This window comes from Nocardia ninae NBRC 108245 (assembly GCF_007990755.1).
In the GTDB taxonomy this organism is placed as follows: domain Bacteria; phylum Actinomycetota; class Actinomycetes; order Mycobacteriales; family Mycobacteriaceae; genus Nocardia; species Nocardia ninae.
Genome location: NZ_BJXA01000021.1, coordinates 61,195 through 80,214, shown reverse-complemented (window position 1 = coordinate 80,214; position 19,020 = coordinate 61,195). Strand labels below are relative to the sequence as shown.

The window sequence follows — 19,020 nt, the reverse complement described above, 5'->3', positions numbered from 1 at the left end:
CGCCGCTGGGCGGTGGTGCCGACTACCCTCGGCCTGACCGTTCGGCGTTGAAGGGAACCCAGGTGATGGCTGCGAGCACCACTGCGGTGAGCGAAGAACTCCCGGAGGGCGATTACCCGCGTAAGCCGCCCACCCTGTGGACCGATTTCGTGATGTTGGCGCTGGCCGTCGTCTCGGTGGTGCTGGTCGGCTGGATCACCTTCTTCACGGTGTCCGACCAGACCTATCGCACGATCGTGATCGTCGACTGGGCGGTGTGCGCGGTGTTCGCCGTCGAGTTCCTCTGGCGCTGGCGCCGGGCGGGCTGGCCGTGGACGTTTCCGTTCGTCTACTGGTACGAGGTCCTCGGCATGATCCCGGTGACCAGCCCGTTCTTCCGCGGGTTCCGGCTGCTGCGGATCGTGGTGATCGTGGTCCGGCTCGGCCGCGTTGCCGACCGCGTGTTCGGCGACCGGGTGACCGCCGCGCTGGTCAATCGGTTCGTGTCGACGATCGTCGAGACGATCAAGCGGCCGATGACCATCGCGGTGATGGACGAGGTCGCCCAGGTGATGCGCACCGGCCACTACACCCGCAATATCGCGGCGGCGCTGCAGGAGAACCGGTCCGAGCTGGACGAGATGATCCTGGAGCTGATCAAGAAGGACCCGCAGGCGGGCCGGGTGCGCTACATCCCGTTCCACGACGACATCATCCGGCTGATCGCCGACACCACCTTCCGAATCCTGTTCCAGGTGCTGGAGGATCCGCGCACCGACGAACTGGTCTCAGATGTGTTGCGGGAGAACATCGATCAGATCCGGCTGGCGGTGCAGCACGATATTCGGGTGCCGCCGTCCGCGTACGGGCCGACGGCTGACGAACACGGCGTGCGGCATCACCTCAGCCGGATACCCCGTGCCTGATCTCGTCGCGCGGCTGCGCCAATTTGATTGTCTCCCAGACGATCAGCGCGCCCAGCACGGCGCACAGCAGGGCCAGTGACGCCAGCGCGGGCAGCGCGGCCGCCAAGGGGATCAAGGCGAGCAGCAGCACGATCGTGACCACACGGGGCGCGCTGATCATCCCTGTCGCATAGTGTTTCGCACCGACCAACGCGATCAGATACAGCACGACCCCGCCGTACAACGCGAACAACGGAATTCCGTACAGTGCGTCTTTCAACGTGTGATGGGACGAGTCACCGACGTAGTAGAGGACTTTTTTCAAACCCAGTGAGAGCCCGATGATCCCGACGATCATCGGAAAATGCCAAAAGGTATACGCGCCCCGCGCTATCTTGATCTGCTTCGCGCCGTCGGCGTGTTTCAGCTCGTGCTCGATCGACAGCGCGGCGACATCGAAATAGGTCCACCACAGCAGTCCGGAGACCGCGAGCCCGAGCAGCGCGCCGACGGCGATCGGCCACGAAATCGGCAGTCCGGCCACGCCGATACCGATCGAGACGATCGACTCGCCCAGCGCCACAATGATGATCAGCCCATATCGTTCGGCGAAATGGGTCGCCGAATTCAGCCGCCAATCGGTGCCCGCGAGCAGGGTCCACAGGTAGTCGCCCGCGATCGCGGCGATCCACAACCCAATCTGCAGCGTGCCGGAGGTCATCGCGGCGATCACCAGCAGGGTGGTGCCGATGGTGATCGAGCCGAGGGCCCAGCGCAGCACCTGGTTGCGCAACTGGGCGTCCTCCGTGCTGGCGAGCCAGAACATGATGACGTGCACCAGCCGGACCACCAGATAGGCGATCGCGAAGACCAGCGGCCCGTACCAGCCGCCGGGCAGGTCGTGGAACGCTTCGGGAATGGTGAGGGCGGCCAGGAAAGCACCACCCATCGCGGTGAACATCGCCACCCTGGCGAAGCCCTCGTCGGCGCGGATCACGTTGCCGAGCCAGGAGTAGGCGATCCACAGCCACCACATCAGGGCGAGCACGAGGACCGCACGCAACATGTTCTTGGCGCTGGTCTCTTCCGCCGCCAGGTCGGTGACCATGGTGAACGCGAAAACGAGGACGAGGTCGAAGAACAGCTCGAGCTGCGTCACCGACGCGCCTTCGGCCACCGGCTGGAGCCGAACCCGTTTGGAACCCATCATGGTGCACATAGTCGCACCCCGGTCGGGTCGGCGCGTGGCAGCCGCGCCCCGCGTCGCCCGATTTCGCTCTGCGCGTATGCCTACCGCCGGTTATTCGTTATAGCTATACGGCTTGATTGTTTCCGGGTCGGGAAATCCCTCGGCGAACTCGATGAAATTCTGCACCGCGATCTCGTTCTGCTTCCGCACGGTGCGCTTGAGTAGTAGCCCGGGCACCGGGATGGGTAGGTAGATCTCGGTGTGGAACCAGACGTCGGTGCCTTCCCGGCCGTCGGAGACCTCGAACCAGCCGCCGCCCTTGACACCCCTGGTGCTGTCGGTGACCTGCCAGGACGAGCGGACGTCGGTCCAATCGTATTCCAGCACTTGCAGATCCGAGCCGTTCATCAGTTCGGCCTTGACGAAAACTCGAACCGGCCTTCCTCGGTTGTCGCGGGAGGCGACGCGGGCATCGGTATATCCGGGCGACCATTCCGGGAGCATTTCGACAGCTGCCAACGCATCCATCACCTGCGCGGAATCGGCGTCGACGACGAATCGAATATCGGTTCTCGTGCGCATGTAAAACCTTCCGACCCCCGATGGACAACTCAGCCCGATTCTCTCTATCGGTTATCTGATTCGTCAACCTCGACGTCCTGGTCAATGGTTCGTCGAGGGGCCGACATGGACGTATGTGTCCAGAACGTAGCTCGGGAGAACGGTGAACAACTTGCAGGTGGAATGGTTTGGGACAAGATCGCGGTGGTGTTCGGGCAAGTGGTCATCGAAAAGCCAGGTGTGCGGCGTCGCTTGCTGAATCGCCGTGCGGACGCCGCCGCGCGGTACCGCGGGCACTGGCCCGTTGCCGTGCGGGCACTGCCAGTCCGCGCCCCGCAGGCCTGGTCGGGCCGGCGGGCCGGGTGTCAGCCCGCCGGTTCGACGATCGCGTCCGGCCCCGGGTACACCAGCGACTCGTGTCCGTCGGCGTAGCGCACGAGGTAGGGCGGCGATCCTTCCGGTCCGCGGACCTCGATGATCTCTGCTTGGCGATCACCTTGGCCCACAACGTGTCCGTGCACGAGCAGTCGATCTCCGACATTCGCCATCATCGACCCATTATCGGACGGGAGTGACAGGGGTCACAAGGTTTCCGGTGTGGAGACCGCCTGGTCTTCCCGGCCGATCACGCGATCGACCGCCGCCTCGATCAGTTCCTGACTCTGCTGTTCGGTGAACACATCCGGCAGCGTGAGCCGGTCGACGATCAGCCAGTTCAACGCCAGGTAGAGCAGTAGTACGGATTTTTCGTCGCCGGGCAGGCCCGCCTCGAGATGGTTGCGCACGTTGAAATCGATGTCCGCGCGCACCCGATCGGTCAGCACCGCCCGCAGTTCCGGCCGCCGGGTCGCCTCCAGGCGCAGTTCCAGCAGCGCGAGGTAGCCCGTGCGGAACGCCTCGATGCGGCCGACGGTCTCCTTCATCAGTTCGAGGATGTGTGCCCTGGTCTGCGGGCCCTCGGCCAGCTTGGCCATGGTCGCCTCGGTCGGCTGCAACCGCTCGTAGAAGCGGCCGCCCGCCTGGGTCAGCAGGTCGTCGCGGTTCGCGAAGTAGTTCGACGCCGTCCCCGCGGGCACGCCCGCCTCTTTGTCCACCGCGCGGAAGGTGAGTCCGCGGGCTCCGTCGCTGGCCAGGACCTCGATCGCGGCGTCGAGCAGCGCCTGTCGACGTTCAGGGTTGGTCCGCACTTGACACCACTCCATTCGTAGTACTACATTTCAACCACTTCGATCAGAGTACAACAGGTTGGGCGGTTCCGGAATGCGAAAGCTTGTCTACTACGTCGCCGTGTCACTCGACGGATACATCGCAGGTCCGGCGGGCGAGTTCGACTTCTACCCCTACGACGAAAAGATGCTTACTTGGCTGAACGCGCAGTACCCGGACTTCGTCCCGACGGAGTTTCGGCCGCAGGTGGGGATGGCCCTGGATACGCCGAACACGCGCTGCGACACGGTGCTCATGGGCCGCGCGACCTACGCCGTCGGCGTGAGCAACCCGTACGCACACATGCGGCAGTACGTGGTGTCCAGCACGCTCGGCAGCGTCGATGACCCGGCCGTCGAACTGGTGCCGTCCGACCCGGTCGGCCTGGTGCAGCGGCTGAAGAAGGAAGAGGGCCTCGACATCTGGTTGTGCGGCGGCGGCACACTGGCCGCCGCGCTGCTCGGCGAGATCGACGAGATGATCATCAAGAGCTACCCGGTTGTCGCGGGCAGCGGCATCTCCGCCTTCGCCGGAGAGTTCCGGCCGACCATGTTCACCCCCACTCGGCGCAAAGAATTCGACAACGGCGCACAGGTCACCTGGTTCACCCGCGCCTGATCAAACCCGGCACGAAAGAGGCTCTGCTATGCGAAAACTCGTTTACTTCGTCGGTATGTCGCTCGACGGTTACATCGCCGGACCCGACGGCGGGATCGATTTCTATCCGTTGCCCGAGGATTTCACGGGCTGGATCGGACAGGATTACCCGGAAACCCTGCCCACCCATGCGCGTTCGTATTTCGGCGTCGCGGCGGACGCGCCGAATCAGAAGTTCGACACTTTGGTAATGGGCCGGGGGACTTACGAACCCGGCCTGGCCATCGGGGTGACCAGCCCGTACGCGCACATGCGGCAGTACGTGGTGTCGACCACGCTCGGCCGGATCGATGACCCGGCCGTCGAGCTGGTCGAGCAGGACCCGGTTGCCCTCGTGCAACAACTGAAAAAGGAAGAGGGCCTGGATATCTGGCTGGCAGGCGGTGGAAAGCTGGCCGGCGCCCTGCTGGGCGAGATCGACGAGCTGGTGATCAAGAGCTACCCGGTCGTCGCAGGCACCGGTGTCCCCGCTTTCGCCGGGGAGTTCCGCCCGACCCTGTTCACCCCCACCGGGCGGCGAGAATTCAGCAACGGCAACCAGGTCACCTGGCTCACCCGCGCCTGACCCGAATCCCTAGACGGCCCAGCGGTACTCGCCGCTGGGCCGTCGCTGTTTCACTCGCCGCGGACCCGGTCGTAGACCAGGTACAGCGCACCGGTTTCCGTGCTGGCCAGATCGGTGAGCGCCCAGCTCGACGCCGGCAGGCCGTCCTCGAACAGCCGGGCACCGCCGCCCGCCACCTCCGGGCACTGCGTGACGGTGATCCGATCGACCTCGTCGGCCGCGAGCAGCGTCTTGATGATGCTGGTGCTGGCCAGCACGACGATGTCGCCGCCGGGCTGCGCGCGCAGCCGCTGGACGGTCGCGACCGGGTCGGTGTCGGCGATACGCGAGTGCGGCCAGGGCGCGTGGGTCATGGTGGTGGAGAAGACGACCTTGTCGACCGCGTCGAGCCACTGCCCGAAGGCCCGGTCGCGCGGGTCGGCGTTCTCGTCTGTGGCGACCGCCGGCCAATAGCTGCCGAAGCCCTCGTAGTTCTTGCGCCCGAGCAGCGCGGTGGTGGCCGCCTCGGTCATCTGCACCATCCGATCGCGGGAGGTCTCGCTCACGGCGTGCGGCACGATCCAGCTCATGTCGTAGTCGCCGCCGGGGCTGTTGGTGCGGCCGTCCAGCGAGAGGGAGATGTTGGCGACGACCCGGCGGGTTCCTGCGTTGGCGGTCATGATCTTTCCTTTTGGTGGGTGAGGCCCGGTGACCTCGTTGGCACCGATACTTCCGTCGCGCGGTGGCTAGAACATCTGCCACCTGGCCGATATCCGGGGCGGCAGGTGGCAGAGCTCGAGACCGTCGCCGGAACCGGCCGGGCGTGCCAGAATGCTGTTCGCGATGCTGACCGACTCTCTTCCCGCCGAGCTGTCCTCGTTCATCGGCCGGGCCGAGGAACTGGGTGCGATCGGTGCCGCGGTCACCGCCGGTCAGGTCCTCACCTTGGTCGGGCCCGGCGGTGGCGGCAAGACTCGGCTGGCGCTGCGGGTGTGCCGAGATCTCCGCGCGGCGTGGCCGGACGGTGTTCGTTGGGTCGGGCTGGAGGACGAACACGACGACGCCGGTGTAGTCCACCGGGTAGCCGCCGCACTCGAGGTGCTGCTGCCCGCCGGCGCTGATCCGGTTACAGCCTTGACGCATGGCATCGGTGATCGGGAAACCCTGCTGGCGTTGGACAACTGCGAGCAGGTCAGCGCAGGCGCGGCGACACTGGTCACCGCGCTGTTGACGCACTGCCCCCGGCTCGCTGTGCTCGCCACCAGCCGTGCCCCGCTCGGTGTGCCCGGCGAACGGATACGCCGGATACCCGCGCTCGGCTTGGCCGACGCGCTGGCACTGTTCCTGGATCGCGCACAGCTGGGCACGCCGAACACCGAGGCGCGCAACGCGGCCCGGCGGATCTGCGACCGGCTCGACCGCTTACCGCTCGCCCTCGAACTGGCGGCGGGCTGGGCAGGCACGTTGTCGCTGGCCCAGCTCGCGGACTCGCTGTGCGACCCGTACGCGGTGCTCGACGGCGGTGCCCGCACCGCGCCGTTCCGGCAGCGGACGCTCGCGGAATCGATGCGCTGGAGCCATGACCTGCTCGACGACGACGAGCGGGTGCTGTTCCGCAGGCTCGGCGTGTTCGAGCCCGGGTTCACCGCGGCGGAGGTGACCGAGCTCGGTGGCACGACCGCTGCGCTGCGCGCTCTGCGCGGGTTGATCGAGAAGTCGCTGCTGTCGGCGGATACGTCCAGGGTGGTGGCGCGGTACCGAATGCTCGGCGTGGTCCGGGATTACGCACTGCGTCAGCTCGCCGAGGCAGGGGAGACCGAGCTCTTCCGGCAGCGCCACGCGGCGGTGTACCTCGCGTTGGTCGAGCGGGCCGAAGCGCTGCTCGACACCGATCAGGATGCCTGGCGGGCACGAATCACGTTGGAGTTGCCGAATATCCGCGCGGCCATCGACTGGGGACTGAGCCAGGACGATCCGTCCGATGGCCGTGAACTCGCCGCCGCGATGGCGTGGCTGTGGCATCTGGAGCCGCGTGGCCTCGAAGGCGTTCGGGTACTGCGATCGGCGGTCGACCGCGGGAGTGGTGCCCGCGACGCGCTACAGGCGCGGGTGCTGCTCGGGCTGGCGCTGGTGTGCGACACCGCCGTCTACGGCTTCGTCGGATACGAATCGGCCCGTGCCGCAGCGGAACTCGCCGACGAGGTCGGCGCGGAGGCAGTCAGTCGGCGAGCTCGGTCGTTGTGCGCGGTCGAGCAACTCGGCATCGACCTGAACCAGGCGCAGGCCCTCGCGTCGGCGGTGCACCAGGACGCGTTGCGCGCAGGCGATGACTCCGTGGCCGATTCGACGCAGGCGTTGCTCGGGCTGATCCACCTGTTCCGCGACGAATACCGCACCGCCATCGACCAACTCGACCAGGCGCTCGTCGGCATGCGCCGCCGCAACGACCGCGGTTTCGCCTGTCACGCGCTGACCTGGCTGGCCACCGCGACCGCCCGCATGGGTGAACTGCCGCGTGCCGCCGAGATCGCCGAAACCGCGGTCGGCACCGCGACACCACTGCGCGACTTCCATCATGTCGGGTCGGCGCGGGCGACGCTCGCCGAAATACGGGTGTGGCAAGGGCGTCTCGAAGAGGCGGCCAGTGTCCTCGTGCCGATCGACCGGGTGCTCGACGGGGCCGACGCGCCGTTCGTCCCCGGGTGGGAGCGCGTGCACGGCATGCTGTCGCTCGCGGCGGGACACCCGGCGCAGGCCATCGCGTGGTGCCGTCGCGAGGGCCGGATAGCGGGCGAAGCCGATGGCCCGGTCACGCCGTGGACGCAGGTGGTACTCGCCGCGGCACTGCGCGAACACGGTGAATCCGCCGAGGCCGCAGCACTTCTCGACGCGCTCGTCGCCGGTCCGCTGGTCCGCTTGCTGCCGTCGGTGCACGCGGATGCACTGGACCAGCAGGCATACCTGGTGCGCCCCAACGACATCGAGCAATCCTTACGACTGCACCACGAAGCGCTCCACCTTCGCGTCGAGCACGAACTGGTACTCGGATGCGTGGCGAGCCTGGAGGCACTGGCCGCGGTGCTGACCCTGCGCGGCACGGTGGAGACCGCGTGCGTCCTGCTCGGGGCCGCCGAACGGGCGCGCGCCGACACCGGATCGGCACCGGCGCGGTTCCTGGCCGAGGTGCACGCGCAGCTGAGTTCCCGTGTCCGCGAACCGGAGCTGACGGAATGCCTCGACCGCGGGCGATCCATGGGCGTCGCGCAGGCCGTCGACTACGCCACCAAGGCGCGCGGCAAGCGCAACCGCCCGGACACCGGCTGGGCGAGCCTGACGCCCACCGAGCGCTCCGTCGTCGACTTGGCCGTCTCGGGCATGTCGAATCCGGAGATCGCCACCCGCCTGTTCATCAGCCGTGGCACGGTCAAGACGCACCTCGCCCACGTCTACGCCAAGCTCGGCGTCGCCAACCGCACCGAGTTGGCCCGGCTCGACGGTCGCGGGTAGCTCAGCCCTCGCGCAGAAACGACAGCCGCACCTGGCGATCGGGGTTGTCGACATTGAGATCGACGAAGGCGATGGACTGCCAAGTCCCCAGCGCCAGCTCGCCACCGATCACCGGGATGGTCGCGTAGGGCGCGATCATCGCGGGCATCACATGGGAGCGCCCGTGCCCGCGCGACCCGTGCGCGTGCCGCCAGCGATCGTCGGCGGGCAGCAGATCCCGCAGCGCCGCCAGCAGGTCGTCGTCACTGCGCGCGCCCAGTTCCATCACCGCCAGGCCGGCCGTCGCGTGCGGGACGAAGACATTCAGCAGCCCGTCACCGCCACCGGAGGCCTCGCGCACGAAGGACGCGCACTGCCCGGTGATGTCCTGCACGACCTCGGTCCGTCCGGTGGTCACCGTGATTACCGTGCTCTTCATGACCCCATGGTGCGTCATTCACTCGGTTTCGTCGGCGCGCAATGCCCGGGTCACCCGAAGTGATGTCTCGTGCAGCCGGTTGAACAATTCCAGGATCAGCTCCAGCTGCTCCTCGCTGTAGTCGGCGGCTACCGTGCCGAATTCCTTGGCCAGCAACTCGTAGTGCGGCGCGATCTCATCGATCCGCTCCTGCACCGGTGAGATGATCACTCGCCGCCGGTCCTGCCCGTCGTGTTCGCGGCGCACGTAACCGGCCTTCAGCAGCCGGTCGATCATTCGGGTGATGGCTCCGGTGGTCAGTCCGGCGGCTGCGGCCAATTCGCCCGCGGTGGCGGGCCCGCCGAGGCGCAGCATGTTCAAGCAGCGCAGATCGGTCACGTGCAGGTCCAAGCGATCCGCCACGGCCTGGTGCATCATCACCGCGTCGGTGGCGCTGCGCTGCGCGGCCAGCGTCAGCGCAGCACCCAACTCCGCCCGCCGGGATTCGCCCTTCTTCGACATGGCTTGACACCTTAGCCTCACTCGGACAATATCTTACTCACTCAACTATTGACTTATGCAGTTGATGAGCAGATCAGCTTTTACCGAGGAGTACCCATGACCACCGACCAGCACGTCGACGAAGCAGCCATCCGCGCCCTGTTCGAACGCCAAGCCAAGGCGTGGTACGACGGCGACGCCGCCGCCTTCGCCGCGCTGTTCACCGAGGACGCCGACTACGTCACCTGGTTCGGCACCCACACCAAGGGCAGGCGACAAATCCACGAGACCCACATCCCGGTCCTGGAGAAGTACCTGAAGCACACCCGCCTCGACGGCGAGATCACCGGCCTCCGCTTCCTCACCCCCGACGTGGCATTGATCCACGCCAGGGGCGCAGTCCTCAAGGGCAACCGCCGCCGCAACCGCCGCAACACCAAAGTCCAGACCACAGTGGTCGTTCGCACCAACGGCGACTGGCAGATCGCCGCCTTCCAGAACACCAAGTACCACTGGCTCTTCGCGAAGTTCGCCGGCTAGTACGAGCCGTGCGGCAGACCCGCTGCGACAGTGGTTGCGGTTTCAGTCCTCTTCGTCGTCCGCCGGTCCCTCCCCGTTTTCCTTTGCCAGTACCTTCAGCATCATCTCCATCTTCTTGTCGTACAGCTCGAGGATCGCCTCTTCCTCGTCCATACCCGGCTTCATCTTCGTGCCGAGCTGCTCCTCATACGTCTTGTATGCGTTTGCCCAGTCGGCCTTGAACTCCGCACTGCTGCACATCAGACGCTGCCAATGCCGCAGCTCGTCTGCGTCTGTGGAGCCGAGCGGCGGCGCGTACTTGCGGTCTGGCCCCATCAAAGCGCGGCGAGCCTCGTCGGCCGGATGGACGTTGTTCCGATACTGCAGCGGGGTGAGCTTGTAGGCCTCGTAGTAGTCCCTGATTCCTTGATCGCTGAATTTCTCCCCCGAGCAGAACCCGTCCGCGATCTTCGACCACTTGGCAAGATTGTCCTTAGCCTGTTCCTGTTGCAACGCTGACGCCTTCTCGCCAGGATCGGCGATCGGAGCGGGAACTGCGTGTGCCGCAGCAGACACGGCGATAAGTGCAGCCGAGAATCCTGCGGCAAGCAGTGCGGCCAGGGGTTTGGCCATTGTTCCTCCTACGTAGTGAGGCCGAGTCAGCCCTAGTTGGTTCGAAACGGAAGGGTCTCCGGATGTGTCCGGGTATTCGGCTTCGCCGATCTGCTGGTCCGGTGGCGTCCCCACCGAGTCCGACCTGCGCGGCAGGTCCTTGGGACCGGTCGGCTGAGGAGGCAGGGGGAATCCGCTGGACCACGGCCGGTACGCTGGGTGGCTGTTAGCAGCTGGTAGTCGATCTTGGAGGACCCTGTCGTGGCTCTCGTTGTTCAGAAGTACGGAGGATCCTCGGTGGCTACCGCCGAGCGCATCCGGCGCGTCGCTGAACGGATCGTCGAGACCAAGAAGGCGGGCCACGACGTGGTGGTCGTCTGCTCGGCCATGGGCGACACCACCGACGAACTGCTCGACCTGGCCCAGCAGGTGGCGCCCGCGCCGCCCGCGCGGGAAATGGACATGCTGCTCACCTCGGGTGAGCGCATCTCCAATGCGCTGGTCGCCATGGCCATCCACTCGCTCGGCGCCGAGGCCCGCTCGTTCACCGGCTCGCAGGCCGGGGTGATCACCACCGGCGCGCACGGCAACGCCAAGATCATCGACGTGACTCCGGGCCGGCTGCGGCAGGCGCTCGACGACGGGCAGATCGTGCTGGTCGCCGGCTTCCAGGGCGTCAGCCAGGACAGCAAGGACGTCACCACGCTCGGGCGCGGCGGCTCCGACACCACCGCGGTCGCGCTGGCCGCGGCGCTGGAGGCCGACGTCTGCGAGATCTACACCGACGTGGACGGCGTCTTCACCGCCGACCCGCGGATCGTGCCGGACGCGCAGCGGCTCGAGCAGGTCTCCTACGAGGAGATGCTGGAACTCGCGGCCTGCGGCGCGAAGGTGCTGATGCTGCGCTGCGTCGAATACGCGCGCCGGTACAACGTGCCTGTGCATGTGCGCTCGTCCTATACCGACAAGCCGGGCACCTACGTTTACGGATCGATGGAGGACATCCCCTTGGAGCAAGCAATCCTCACGGGCGTCGCGCACGACCGCAGCGAGGCCAAGGTGACCGTGGTCGGGCTGCCCGACGTGCCCGGCTACGCCGCCAAGGTGTTCCGCGCGGTCGCCGATGCCGAGATCAATATCGACATGGTGCTGCAGAACATCTCCAAGATCGATACGGGCAAGACCGACATCACCTTCACCCTGCCCAAGACCGACGGCGCGCGCGCCGTCGAGATGCTCACCAAGCAGCAGGACGAGATCGGCTTCTCGCAGGTGCTCTACGACGACCACATCGGCAAGGTGTCGCTGGTGGGCGCGGGCATGAAGAGCCACCCCGGCGTGACCGCCAAGTTCTGTGAGGCGCTGGCCGAGGCGGGCGTCAACATCGATCTCATCTCCACCTCCGAGATCCGGATCTCGGTGCTGGTCAAGGACACCGAGCTGGACGAGGCCGTCAAGGTGCTGCACCGGGCCTTCGAGCTGGGCGGCGACGAGGTCGCCGTGGTGCACGCGGGAACGGGGCGTTAAACCATGGGCATTCGAGTAGGCGTCGTCGGCGCGACCGGACAGGTCGGCGCCGTCATGCGGAAACTGCTGGAGGAGCGCAACTTCCCGGCCGACGAGGTGCGTTTCTTCGCCTCGTCGCGCTCGGCGGGCACGAAGCTGCCGTGGCGCGGCGGCGAGATCGTCGTGGAGGACACCGAGCTCGCCGACCCGGCCGGCCTGGACATCGCGCTGTTCTCGGCCGGTGCCACCATGTCCCGGGTGCAGGCCCCGCGCTTCGCTGCGGCGGGCGTCACGGTGATCGACAACTCCTCGGCCTGGCGCAAGGACCCCGATGTCCCGCTGGTGGTCAGCGAGGTCAATCCCGAGCAGACCCGCAACCTGGTCAAGGGCATCATCGCCAACCCGAACTGCACCACCATGGCCGCCATGCCGGTGCTGAAGCCGCTGCACGACCTCGCCGGGCTGCGCCGCCTCATCGTGTCCAGCTACCAGGCGGTGTCCGGTAGCGGCCTGGCCGGTGTGGAAGAGCTTGCGACACAGGCGCGTGCGGTGATCGATGAGGTGGAGAAGCTCACCCACGACGGCAGTGCCGTCGACTTCCCCGCGCCGAACAAGTACGTCGCGCCGATCGCGTTCAACGTGCTGCCGCTGGCCGGTTCGCTGGTCGACGACGGCTCCGGCGAGACCGACGAGGATCAGAAGCTGCGCAACGAGAGCCGCAAGATTCTCGGATTGCCGGAGCTGCTGGTCAGCGGCACCTGCGTGCGCGTTCCGGTATTCACCGGTCACTCGCTGTCGGTGAACGCCGAGTTCGATGAGCCGCTGTCGGTCGAGCAGGCCAAGGAGATCCTGGCCAAGGCGCCCGGCGTCAAGCTGGTCGACGTGCCGACGCCGCTGCAGGCGGCCGGTGCAGATGACTCGCTCGTCGGCCGGATCCGCCAGGATCCGGGCGTTCCGGACGGCCGTGGGCTCGCGCTCTTCATCTCCGGCGACAACCTGCGAAAAGGTGCCGCCCTCAACACCATTCAAATCGCCGAGGTGCTGCTCAGCAATCGGTGAGGCGTTGTCGATACGGCCGTGGATCCCCGGTGGATCCACGGCCGTTGTCGTTTACTCCGCTTCGTATCCGATGGTCAATGGACGGTCGGCGTAGGAAGAGCCTGCCTGGATCTCGTAGGAGCCGGGCACCGAGCGCCAGGCGTTGTCGTCCCAGATCTCGAAGGCGCGCTGCGGGATTCGGATCTCGGCGGTGACCAGTTCATCCGGATCGGCCGTTACGCGCGCGAAGCCGGCCAGCCAGCGGGCCGGACGGAGCACCGAATCCGCAACGGGGGCAAGGTATACCTGCACGACTTCGGCGCCTCGGCGCGAGCCGGTGTTGCGTAAACGTACGGTCACCGTTGTCCCGGTGCGCTCGATCGATTCGTAATCCCATGTGGTGTAACCGAATCCGTGCCCGAACGGGAAGGCCGGTGCGGTGCCCGCCCGCTCCCAGGCGCGATAACCGATGAAAAGATCTTCCCGATAGACGAGTTCGCCGTCGGTTGGGGTCACCTCCGAGACCGGACAGTCGGCCAGCGCGACCGGCCAGGTGGTCGGCAATCGACCGCCCGGCTCCGCCTCGCCGAGCAGTACCTCGGCGAGAGCTGCGCCGCCCTGCTGGCCCGGGAACCAGCTCAACAGGATCGCGGCAACCTCGTCCCGCCACGGCATCTCCACCGGCGACCCGGCATTCACGACCACGACGGTGTTCGGGTTGGCCGCGGCCACCCGGCTCACCAGTTCGTCCTGGCGGCCGGGCAGTTTCAGGCTCGTGCGATCGAAGCCCTCGGACTCGACCTGTTCGGTGGTGGCGACGACCACCACCGCCACGTCGGCGGCGCGTGCCGCTTCGACCGCCTCGTCGATCAGCTCGTCCGGATCACGGCGGGGGTCGCCGTGCGCGAGGGTGAACAGGATCGCCTGGATCGGCATGTCCGCGAACTTCATCGGCGTATGCGTCATCGCCACCTCGACCGTCGTACCCGCGGTCAGCTCGACCGTGCCACGTTCGGTCGGTGTACCGAAGAAGGCCTCGAACGGGTCTGCGCCGGTGAGGGTTTCGGCGCCCTCGTACAGCACGGTGCCGTCGACCACGAGCCGGAAATCACCGACCCCCTTGGTGCCGAACGCGTGCGCGCCGGTCTCCACCGGAGTGAAGGTGCCGCGCACCTCGACGGTGTGCAGTGCGTCGTAGTCGATGCCTTCGGGTAGTTCGCCGAGCCAGTTGACCATGCCGTTGGGCAACGAGCTCTCGCCCAGCAGGGTGCCGTCGGCGTCGAAAACGCGGGCGTGCAGGTCGAATCCGCGGTCCGCGGCGCCGAGGACGTCGCTCGGGGCGGCACCGATGGCGTAGCTCAGTGCGCCCTCCGGCAGCGCCGCGGTGAGACCGTCGAGCGGTGACACCACGGATTCGGGGAAGACGGTGGCCGAACCGCCGCCGAGTATGCGGGCATCCCGGGCGGCCAGACCGCTGAGCGCGACCTTCGTCCGCTTCCCGTCGAGGGGGAGGGCGGGGCGTTCGCCGATCGTCTCATTGCGCACCAGAACGAAAGCGCGCGAGGCGATCTCGCGCGCCAACGCGACTCCGTCGATCTGTTCCGGCGGCGTGGTCACCGCGGGCTCGGCACCTTCCAGCAGGCCGGCCCGCGCCGCGAGCCGCAGCACATTGCGCACCGCCGCGTCCACCACGGACTCGTCGACCTCGCCGTTGCGCACCGCCGCGACGAGTGCGTCGCCGTAGACGCCGCGCGGCCCCGGCATCGCGACATCCAGCCCGCCGGTGATCGCCGCGACCGTCGACCTCGCGGCCATCCAGTCGGAGACGACGATGCCGTCGAAACCCCATTCCCCGCGTAGTACTCCGTTCAGCAGCTCGCCGTGCTCGGTCATCGTGGTGCCGTTGACCTGGTTGTAGGCGGCCATCACGCCCCACGGCCGGGCATCGCGGACCATCGCCTCGAAGGGTGCGAGATACAGCTCGCGTAGCGCGCGTGCGGAGACCACATTGTTCACGGTGAAGCGTTCGGTCTCGGCGTCGTTGGCGACGAAATGCTTGACGGTGGTGCCGATTCCGCCGTCCTGCACACCGCTCACATAGCCGGTACCGATCCGCCCGGTCAGGTACGGATCTTCGGAGTAGCTCTCGAAATGCCGTCCGCCCAGCGGTGATCTATGCAGATTTACGGTGGGTGCGAGCAGTACGTGCACGCCTTTGCGCCGTGCTTCCTGCGCGAGCAGCCGTCCGGCCCGCCTGGCCAGTTCCGGATCCCAGGTCGCGGCCAGCGCGGTCGGTGACGGCAGCGCGATGGACGGGTCGTCGGCGGTCCAGCGCACGCCGCGCACCCCGATCGGACCGTCGGACATCACCAGCGACCGCAACCCGATCTCGGGCAGTGCGGGCAGCGACCACATGTCCTGGCCCATCAGCAGTCGAGCTTTGGCAGTCAGGTCGAGCTTGCCGAGGGCCGCCCTCACCGCTGCTTCCCGGGTTACGTCGCCTGGACTCATGAGAACTCCTTTGTCGGCCGATGTCGTTGCGGACCGGGGTGACGCGTGCCATGAGTCCGAGCGGGCGTCCGCAGGTTCCGCCGCACTCACCTAATCAATGGTAGGTGTCGTTATCGGCTCGTTATGTTATTCGGCGTCGGCGCTCGGTTCGAGCAAAGCGACGAAGTCCCGGAACGCCACACCCATATCGACTGCCTCCGGATCGAGCAACCACTGCGTCTGCAAACCATCCAGCACCGCGATCAGTAACGGCGCCACCTGCTCCGGCGTCCGGCCACCGGCCAACCGCTCCCCGAACTCCGCCCGCAGCAGCTCGGCCAGCCGCGCCCTGGCCTGCGCGTACCGCTCGATGAAATACTCCCGAGCTGGATGCCCGCCGGTCACGCTTTCCCCCGCCAACGCGGTGAACGTCTGCACGACACCCGGTCGCATCGCGTTGTACTCGACCAACTGCTCGAGGTGCGACAACCGCCAACTCGCCGACGGCCCCGCCAGGAACGCCGCGGTATCCCACCGATCCCGCTCTTCGAGCACCGCGACCAGCAGATGCTCTTTGCTCGGGAAATAGTGCAACAACCCAGGCTGCGTCAGCCCCACTCGCTCGGCAACCGCCCCCAGTGACGCCCCCCGATACCCGCGCTCCGCGATCACCTCCCGCGCGGCATCGAGGATCTCCGCCCGGCGCCGATCCGCCTGCCCGGCACGCCCACCGCGTTGTTCCTGCGTCACGGGTCGAGCGTAGTGGCGTGTGATCTCAGACCGGCTCAGGCCATCGCCGACGAGGTTCTCGGCCCTACAGCCGTTCGAGAGCAGCGATGGCCGCGAGGAAGAGCTCGGCATTGTCGTGCACGAATTCGTCCCGCGGGTAGGGCAGCGACTGCTGGATCCACGCGGTGGTGGTTTCGCCGAAGCCGCCGACCAGGAATCGTGCGGTGAGATCGATGGCGGGATCGTCGGCCGGACGGTCCGGCAGCAGCCCGTGCAGCAGCGCGCCGTAGGTCCGCGACACGTCCTCGGATCGCGCAAGTCGACGGGCCGCCACGGCCGGATGTCCATACGCCTTGGTGGACAGCAGCTTTCCCTTGGCGGGCGCGCTCAGGAAGAAGTCGACCAGCGCCTCGACCAGTGCCGTGACCTGAGCACGGCGGTCCGGTCCCGCGGCCGCGACCGCCGCGTCGACCGCCGCCGCCATCTGCCGGAAGGCCAGCTCGAACGCCGCCACCACCAGGTTGTCGAGATCGGTGAAACTCTCGTAGACGAATCGGGTGGACAGCCCCGCCTGCTTCGCGACGGCCCGGATGGTCAGCCCGCCGGGCCCATCCAGCGCCAGTACCTCGAACGCCGCCTCCAGCAGCTGCTCACGCCGGGTGGCGCGGCGCTGATCGGCGGAGACACCGCCGTAGGTTCGTGCTTGCTTCGCCACCACGCCATCTTGACACGGATGTTTCCTAAATCTAGCTTCAATCGGGAGACAGTTGATTCCCGATTGAGGAGTGCGGATGACCGGACTTGCCGAAGCGTCCGATCGCGGCCTGCGTAACGCAGGCGAGGCGTTGTCCCCGCACGGCGACCATTGCTTCGGCTGCGGTCCGCGCAATCGAGCCGGTGTCGCGATGGTGTCCACACTGGTGGACGGCCGCCTCACCGGTAGCTGCACCTTCGACCGAAAGCACCAGGGCGCACCAGGTCTGGCACACGGCGGGGTAGTCGCCGCAGTGCTGGACGAGGCCTGCGGCAGCGTACCGACCGGCGCCGGAATCCCGGCGGTGACCGCGAAAATCACGGTGAACTACGTCAAACCCGCTCCGCTGCACCGCCCGATGACGGTGTCCGCGCACCTGGATCGCCGCGAGGGCACCCGCAAGCTGCACATCTACGCGCGGCTCGAACTCGACGGCGAACTCATCGCCGAGGCGGACGCGCTGTTCATCGTGGTCTCGCCGGATCATTTCCGCGCCCACGGCGCCGAAGACGGCGAATTGCCTTTCCTCGGCGTGTGATTCAGCGAATGCCGGGCGCGCCGGGTCCTAGGCAGATCACGATCGTGCACCCCGGCGCGGTATCCGCGAACGGCGGCGCGAGGGGATAGTGCAAGCAGGACAGCACATCACAGCCCGGGTAGGCGTACGGTCCGGCGCCGAATACCGCGAGCACGAAGTTCAGGTCGACGAACTGGCTCGGGTTCAGTCGCACCGGCGGTTCGACGTACGGGCCGGGGTCGGGGACGGGCTGCTCATGGAACGCCGCGAACAACTTGCGGAAGAACTCGTATGGCAGCTCCGCGATGTTCTGGATGGTGCCGGTCAGCCCGTACCGGCTGACATTGCCGTAGAACCCGGTCCACACCACCGTCAGGTCCAGGCTCGGCATGACGAAGACGTTCTGCAAGCCGAGCCCGGCCATCATGTAGGTGTCGGGCGGCAGGTTGGTCGCGGATTCCGCGCAGCCCGGCCCGAGCCAGAACAGATATCCGTAACACCGGTTGGCTGGTGAGGGTTGACGTGCCTGCCGCAGATAACTGGCCGACACGATTTGCTTTGTGCCCCAACGCCCTTCATTGCTGACCAGCAGTCCCAGTTTGGCGAAATCGTTCGGCGGGATCAGCAGATGCGCATAGCCGTAGGTGTGCCCGGCCCGATCGCGCGCCCAGTAGTAGTCGCCGCGTTCGATGCCGAGCGGGTCGAACAGTTCCCGTTGCGCGAATTCTTGCAATGGCTCGCCGACCGCCAACTCGAGCACATAGCTGAGCAGGTCGACATTGCGCTGGCTGTAGCTGAATACCGTGCCCGGCGGATTGTCCAGCGGCACACCGAGCGCCTGCACCGCGCTGTTCGGATCGATCGGCACGACCGCGGTCGCGCCCTCGGTCAAGACACCGACCTTCATGCCCGAGGTTTCGGTGAGCAGATTCTGCACGGTGATCGACCGATGCGCGGCGTCACCGAGTCCCAGCGGCAGGTACTGGTCGATCGGTGCGGCGATATCGAGTTTGCCTTGATCCCAGGCCATCCCGGCGAGCAGCGAGACGACACTCTTGGTGGCACTCCAGATATTCCACGCCACATTGCCGGTCTGCGCGTTTGTCGGCCCCGTGCCGATCAGGCAGTTGTGCCGAAATACCTGGACATTGATCCGATTTCGGGTGGCGGCGAAAGCCAATGCGTCCGCGAGCCCCGCGCTGTCGATCCCGACCTGCTCCGGCAGCGCACGGGCGAATTCGCGGTCGGAGCGCACTTCGCAGGACACCGGGTCGGTGGCGGCCTGCGCACTCCCGGTGAAGACGTTGCCCGCCACCAGCGATAACGCAGCGAACCCGACCAGGAACCCACTGAATCGCCCCATGTGCACGAGGCTATCGTGCGAGGTCGCCGTGGACGGGCGAATGGCG

General features: G+C 66.9%; 20 protein-coding genes. 8 read left to right on the top strand and 12 right to left on the bottom strand.

Annotated elements, in window-relative coordinates:
* Positions 1-65 precede the first annotated feature (65 nt).
* Positions 66-905: an ion transporter gene (locus NN4_RS17620; RefSeq protein WP_147132205.1), complete on the top strand. Its 840-nt coding sequence runs from the start codon at positions 66-68 to the stop codon at positions 903-905.
* Here the strand turns inward: NN4_RS17620 and NN4_RS17615 are convergent.
* From NN4_RS17615 to NN4_RS17600, 4 genes are all read right to left on the bottom strand, one after another.
* Positions 883-2,094: a low temperature requirement protein A gene (locus tag NN4_RS17615; protein WP_147132202.1), complete on the bottom strand. Its 1,212-nt coding sequence runs from the start codon at positions 2,092-2,094 to the stop codon at positions 883-885. The two genes, NN4_RS17620 and NN4_RS17615, sit on opposite strands and share 23 nt — an antisense overlap.
* A gap of 90 nt (positions 2,095-2,184) precedes the next feature.
* Entirely contained in the window at positions 2,185-2,655 is a 471-nt protein-coding gene (locus NN4_RS17610) for an SRPBCC family protein (RefSeq protein WP_147132200.1), read from the bottom strand.
* A gap of 344 nt (positions 2,656-2,999) precedes the next feature.
* The gene (locus NN4_RS17605) at positions 3,000-3,185 is read right to left on the bottom strand and encodes a DUF1918 domain-containing protein (protein ID WP_135234406.1); all 186 of its coding nucleotides are present in this window, start codon (positions 3,183-3,185) and stop codon (positions 3,000-3,002) included.
* Between the two features lie 30 nt (positions 3,186-3,215).
* The gene (locus NN4_RS17600) at positions 3,216-3,821 is read right to left on the bottom strand and encodes a TetR/AcrR family transcriptional regulator (protein ID WP_371865672.1); all 606 of its coding nucleotides are present in this window, start codon (positions 3,819-3,821) and stop codon (positions 3,216-3,218) included.
* Between the two features lie 73 nt (positions 3,822-3,894).
* Here NN4_RS17600 and NN4_RS17595 point away from each other — a divergent pair, with 73 nt between their 5' ends.
* A complete protein-coding gene (locus tag NN4_RS17595; RefSeq protein WP_147132192.1) occupies positions 3,895-4,458 on the top strand; it encodes a dihydrofolate reductase family protein in 564 nt (187 codons plus the stop codon).
* 28 nt (positions 4,459-4,486) lie between these two features.
* Positions 4,487-5,062 carry a dihydrofolate reductase family protein gene (locus tag NN4_RS17590; RefSeq protein WP_147132189.1) on the top strand — a complete coding sequence of 192 codons (576 nt, stop codon included), beginning with the start codon at positions 4,487-4,489 and terminating at the stop codon, positions 5,060-5,062.
* 50 nt (positions 5,063-5,112) lie between these two features.
* Here the strand turns inward: NN4_RS17590 and NN4_RS17585 are convergent, their stop codons facing one another.
* Positions 5,113-5,721, bottom strand: a complete 609-nt coding sequence (locus NN4_RS17585) for a dihydrofolate reductase family protein (RefSeq protein WP_147132186.1) — start codon at positions 5,719-5,721, stop codon at positions 5,113-5,115.
* Positions 5,722-5,884: 163 nt separating this feature from the next.
* Between NN4_RS17585 and NN4_RS46610 the strand changes: the two genes are divergently transcribed.
* Positions 5,885-8,548 carry a helix-turn-helix transcriptional regulator gene (locus NN4_RS46610; protein ID WP_147132183.1) on the top strand — a complete coding sequence of 888 codons (2,664 nt, stop codon included), beginning with the start codon at positions 5,885-5,887 and terminating at the stop codon, positions 8,546-8,548.
* Position 8,549: 1 nt separating this feature from the next.
* On the opposite strand, the gene NN4_RS17575 is transcribed toward NN4_RS46610, so the two are convergent.
* A complete protein-coding gene (locus tag NN4_RS17575) occupies positions 8,550-8,966 on the bottom strand; it encodes a secondary thiamine-phosphate synthase enzyme YjbQ (protein WP_147132181.1) in 417 nt (138 codons plus the stop codon).
* Positions 8,967-8,984: 18 nt separating this feature from the next.
* Complete coding sequence (locus tag NN4_RS17570) at positions 8,985-9,467, bottom strand: MarR family transcriptional regulator (protein WP_222595093.1); 483 nt, start codon at positions 9,465-9,467, stop codon at positions 8,985-8,987.
* Between the two features lie 96 nt (positions 9,468-9,563).
* Between NN4_RS17570 and NN4_RS17565 the strand changes: the two genes are divergently transcribed.
* Complete coding sequence (locus NN4_RS17565) at positions 9,564-9,986, top strand: SgcJ/EcaC family oxidoreductase (protein WP_147132177.1); 423 nt, start codon at positions 9,564-9,566, stop codon at positions 9,984-9,986.
* Positions 9,987-10,028: 42 nt separating this feature from the next.
* Here the strand turns inward: NN4_RS17565 and NN4_RS17560 are convergent, their stop codons facing one another.
* Positions 10,029-10,598, bottom strand: a complete 570-nt coding sequence (locus NN4_RS17560; RefSeq protein ID WP_147132174.1) for a hypothetical protein — start codon at positions 10,596-10,598, stop codon at positions 10,029-10,031.
* A gap of 240 nt (positions 10,599-10,838) precedes the next feature.
* On the opposite strand from NN4_RS17560, the gene NN4_RS17555 reads away from it, so the two are divergent.
* Together NN4_RS17555 and NN4_RS17550 are read left to right on the top strand one after the other, a co-directional pair.
* Positions 10,839-12,104: an aspartate kinase gene (locus NN4_RS17555; RefSeq protein ID WP_107653739.1), complete on the top strand. Its 1,266-nt coding sequence runs from the start codon at positions 10,839-10,841 to the stop codon at positions 12,102-12,104.
* Between the two features lie 3 nt (positions 12,105-12,107).
* Complete coding sequence (locus tag NN4_RS17550; RefSeq protein WP_147132171.1) at positions 12,108-13,142, top strand: aspartate-semialdehyde dehydrogenase; 1,035 nt, start codon at positions 12,108-12,110, stop codon at positions 13,140-13,142.
* 51 nt (positions 13,143-13,193) lie between these two features.
* Here NN4_RS17550 and NN4_RS17545 read toward each other — a convergent pair whose 3' ends face one another.
* The 3 genes from NN4_RS17545 to NN4_RS45015 all read right to left on the bottom strand — a co-directional run bounded on the left by NN4_RS17545 (position 13,194) and on the right by NN4_RS45015 (position 17,055).
* The gene (locus tag NN4_RS17545; protein WP_147132168.1) at positions 13,194-15,632 is read right to left on the bottom strand and encodes a glycoside hydrolase family 3 protein; all 2,439 of its coding nucleotides are present in this window, start codon (positions 15,630-15,632) and stop codon (positions 13,194-13,196) included.
* Between the two features lie 126 nt (positions 15,633-15,758).
* Complete coding sequence (locus NN4_RS17540) at positions 15,759-16,361, bottom strand: TetR/AcrR family transcriptional regulator (RefSeq protein ID WP_246180926.1); 603 nt, start codon at positions 16,359-16,361, stop codon at positions 15,759-15,761.
* Between the two features lie 64 nt (positions 16,362-16,425).
* Entirely contained in the window at positions 16,426-17,055 is a 630-nt protein-coding gene (locus NN4_RS45015) for a TetR/AcrR family transcriptional regulator (RefSeq protein ID WP_186818487.1), read from the bottom strand.
* Between the two features lie 76 nt (positions 17,056-17,131).
* Between NN4_RS45015 and NN4_RS17530 the strand changes: the two genes are divergently transcribed.
* Positions 17,132-17,632, top strand: a complete 501-nt coding sequence (locus NN4_RS17530) for a PaaI family thioesterase (protein ID WP_147132313.1) — start codon at positions 17,132-17,134, stop codon at positions 17,630-17,632.
* A gap of 1 nt (position 17,633) precedes the next feature.
* Here NN4_RS17530 and NN4_RS17525 read toward each other — a convergent pair whose 3' ends face one another.
* Positions 17,634-18,974 carry a serine hydrolase domain-containing protein gene (locus NN4_RS17525; protein ID WP_147132156.1) on the bottom strand — a complete coding sequence of 447 codons (1,341 nt, stop codon included), beginning with the start codon at positions 18,972-18,974 and terminating at the stop codon, positions 17,634-17,636.
* Between the last annotated feature and the right edge of the window lie 46 nt (positions 18,975-19,020).

What these genes read in the sequence shown, in the direction of transcription:
- NN4_RS17620 (WP_147132205.1), top strand. Translation starts at nt 66, where the DNA reads ATGGCTGCGAGCACCACTGCGGTGAGCGAAGAACTCCCGGAGGGCGAT.
- NN4_RS17615 (WP_147132202.1), bottom strand. Translation starts at nt 2,094, where the DNA reads ATGATGGGTTCCAAACGGGTTCGGCTCCAGCCGGTGGCCGAAGGCGCG.
- NN4_RS17610 (WP_147132200.1), bottom strand. Translation starts at nt 2,655, where the DNA reads ATGCGCACGAGAACCGATATTCGATTCGTCGTCGACGCCGATTCCGCG.
- NN4_RS17605 (WP_135234406.1), bottom strand. Translation starts at nt 3,185, where the DNA reads ATGATGGCGAATGTCGGAGATCGACTGCTCGTGCACGGACACGTTGTG.
- NN4_RS17595 (WP_147132192.1), top strand. Translation starts at nt 3,895, where the DNA reads ATGCGAAAGCTTGTCTACTACGTCGCCGTGTCACTCGACGGATACATC.
- NN4_RS17590 (WP_147132189.1), top strand. Translation starts at nt 4,487, where the DNA reads ATGCGAAAACTCGTTTACTTCGTCGGTATGTCGCTCGACGGTTACATC.
- NN4_RS17585 (WP_147132186.1), bottom strand. Translation starts at nt 5,721, where the DNA reads ATGACCGCCAACGCAGGAACCCGCCGGGTCGTCGCCAACATCTCCCTC.
- NN4_RS46610 (WP_147132183.1), top strand. Translation starts at nt 5,885, where the DNA reads ATGCTGACCGACTCTCTTCCCGCCGAGCTGTCCTCGTTCATCGGCCGG.
- NN4_RS17575 (WP_147132181.1), bottom strand. Translation starts at nt 8,966, where the DNA reads ATGAAGAGCACGGTAATCACGGTGACCACCGGACGGACCGAGGTCGTG.
- NN4_RS17570 (WP_222595093.1), bottom strand. Translation starts at nt 9,467, where the DNA reads ATGTCGAAGAAGGGCGAATCCCGGCGGGCGGAGTTGGGTGCTGCGCTG.
- NN4_RS17565 (WP_147132177.1), top strand. Translation starts at nt 9,564, where the DNA reads ATGACCACCGACCAGCACGTCGACGAAGCAGCCATCCGCGCCCTGTTC.
- NN4_RS17560 (WP_147132174.1), bottom strand. Translation starts at nt 10,598, where the DNA reads ATGGCCAAACCCCTGGCCGCACTGCTTGCCGCAGGATTCTCGGCTGCA.
- NN4_RS17550 (WP_147132171.1), top strand. Translation starts at nt 12,108, where the DNA reads ATGGGCATTCGAGTAGGCGTCGTCGGCGCGACCGGACAGGTCGGCGCC.
- NN4_RS17545 (WP_147132168.1), bottom strand. Translation starts at nt 15,632, where the DNA reads ATGAGTCCAGGCGACGTAACCCGGGAAGCAGCGGTGAGGGCGGCCCTC.
- NN4_RS17530 (WP_147132313.1), top strand. Translation starts at nt 17,132, where the DNA reads ATGACCGGACTTGCCGAAGCGTCCGATCGCGGCCTGCGTAACGCAGGC.
- NN4_RS17525 (WP_147132156.1), bottom strand. Translation starts at nt 18,974, where the DNA reads ATGGGGCGATTCAGTGGGTTCCTGGTCGGGTTCGCTGCGTTATCGCTG.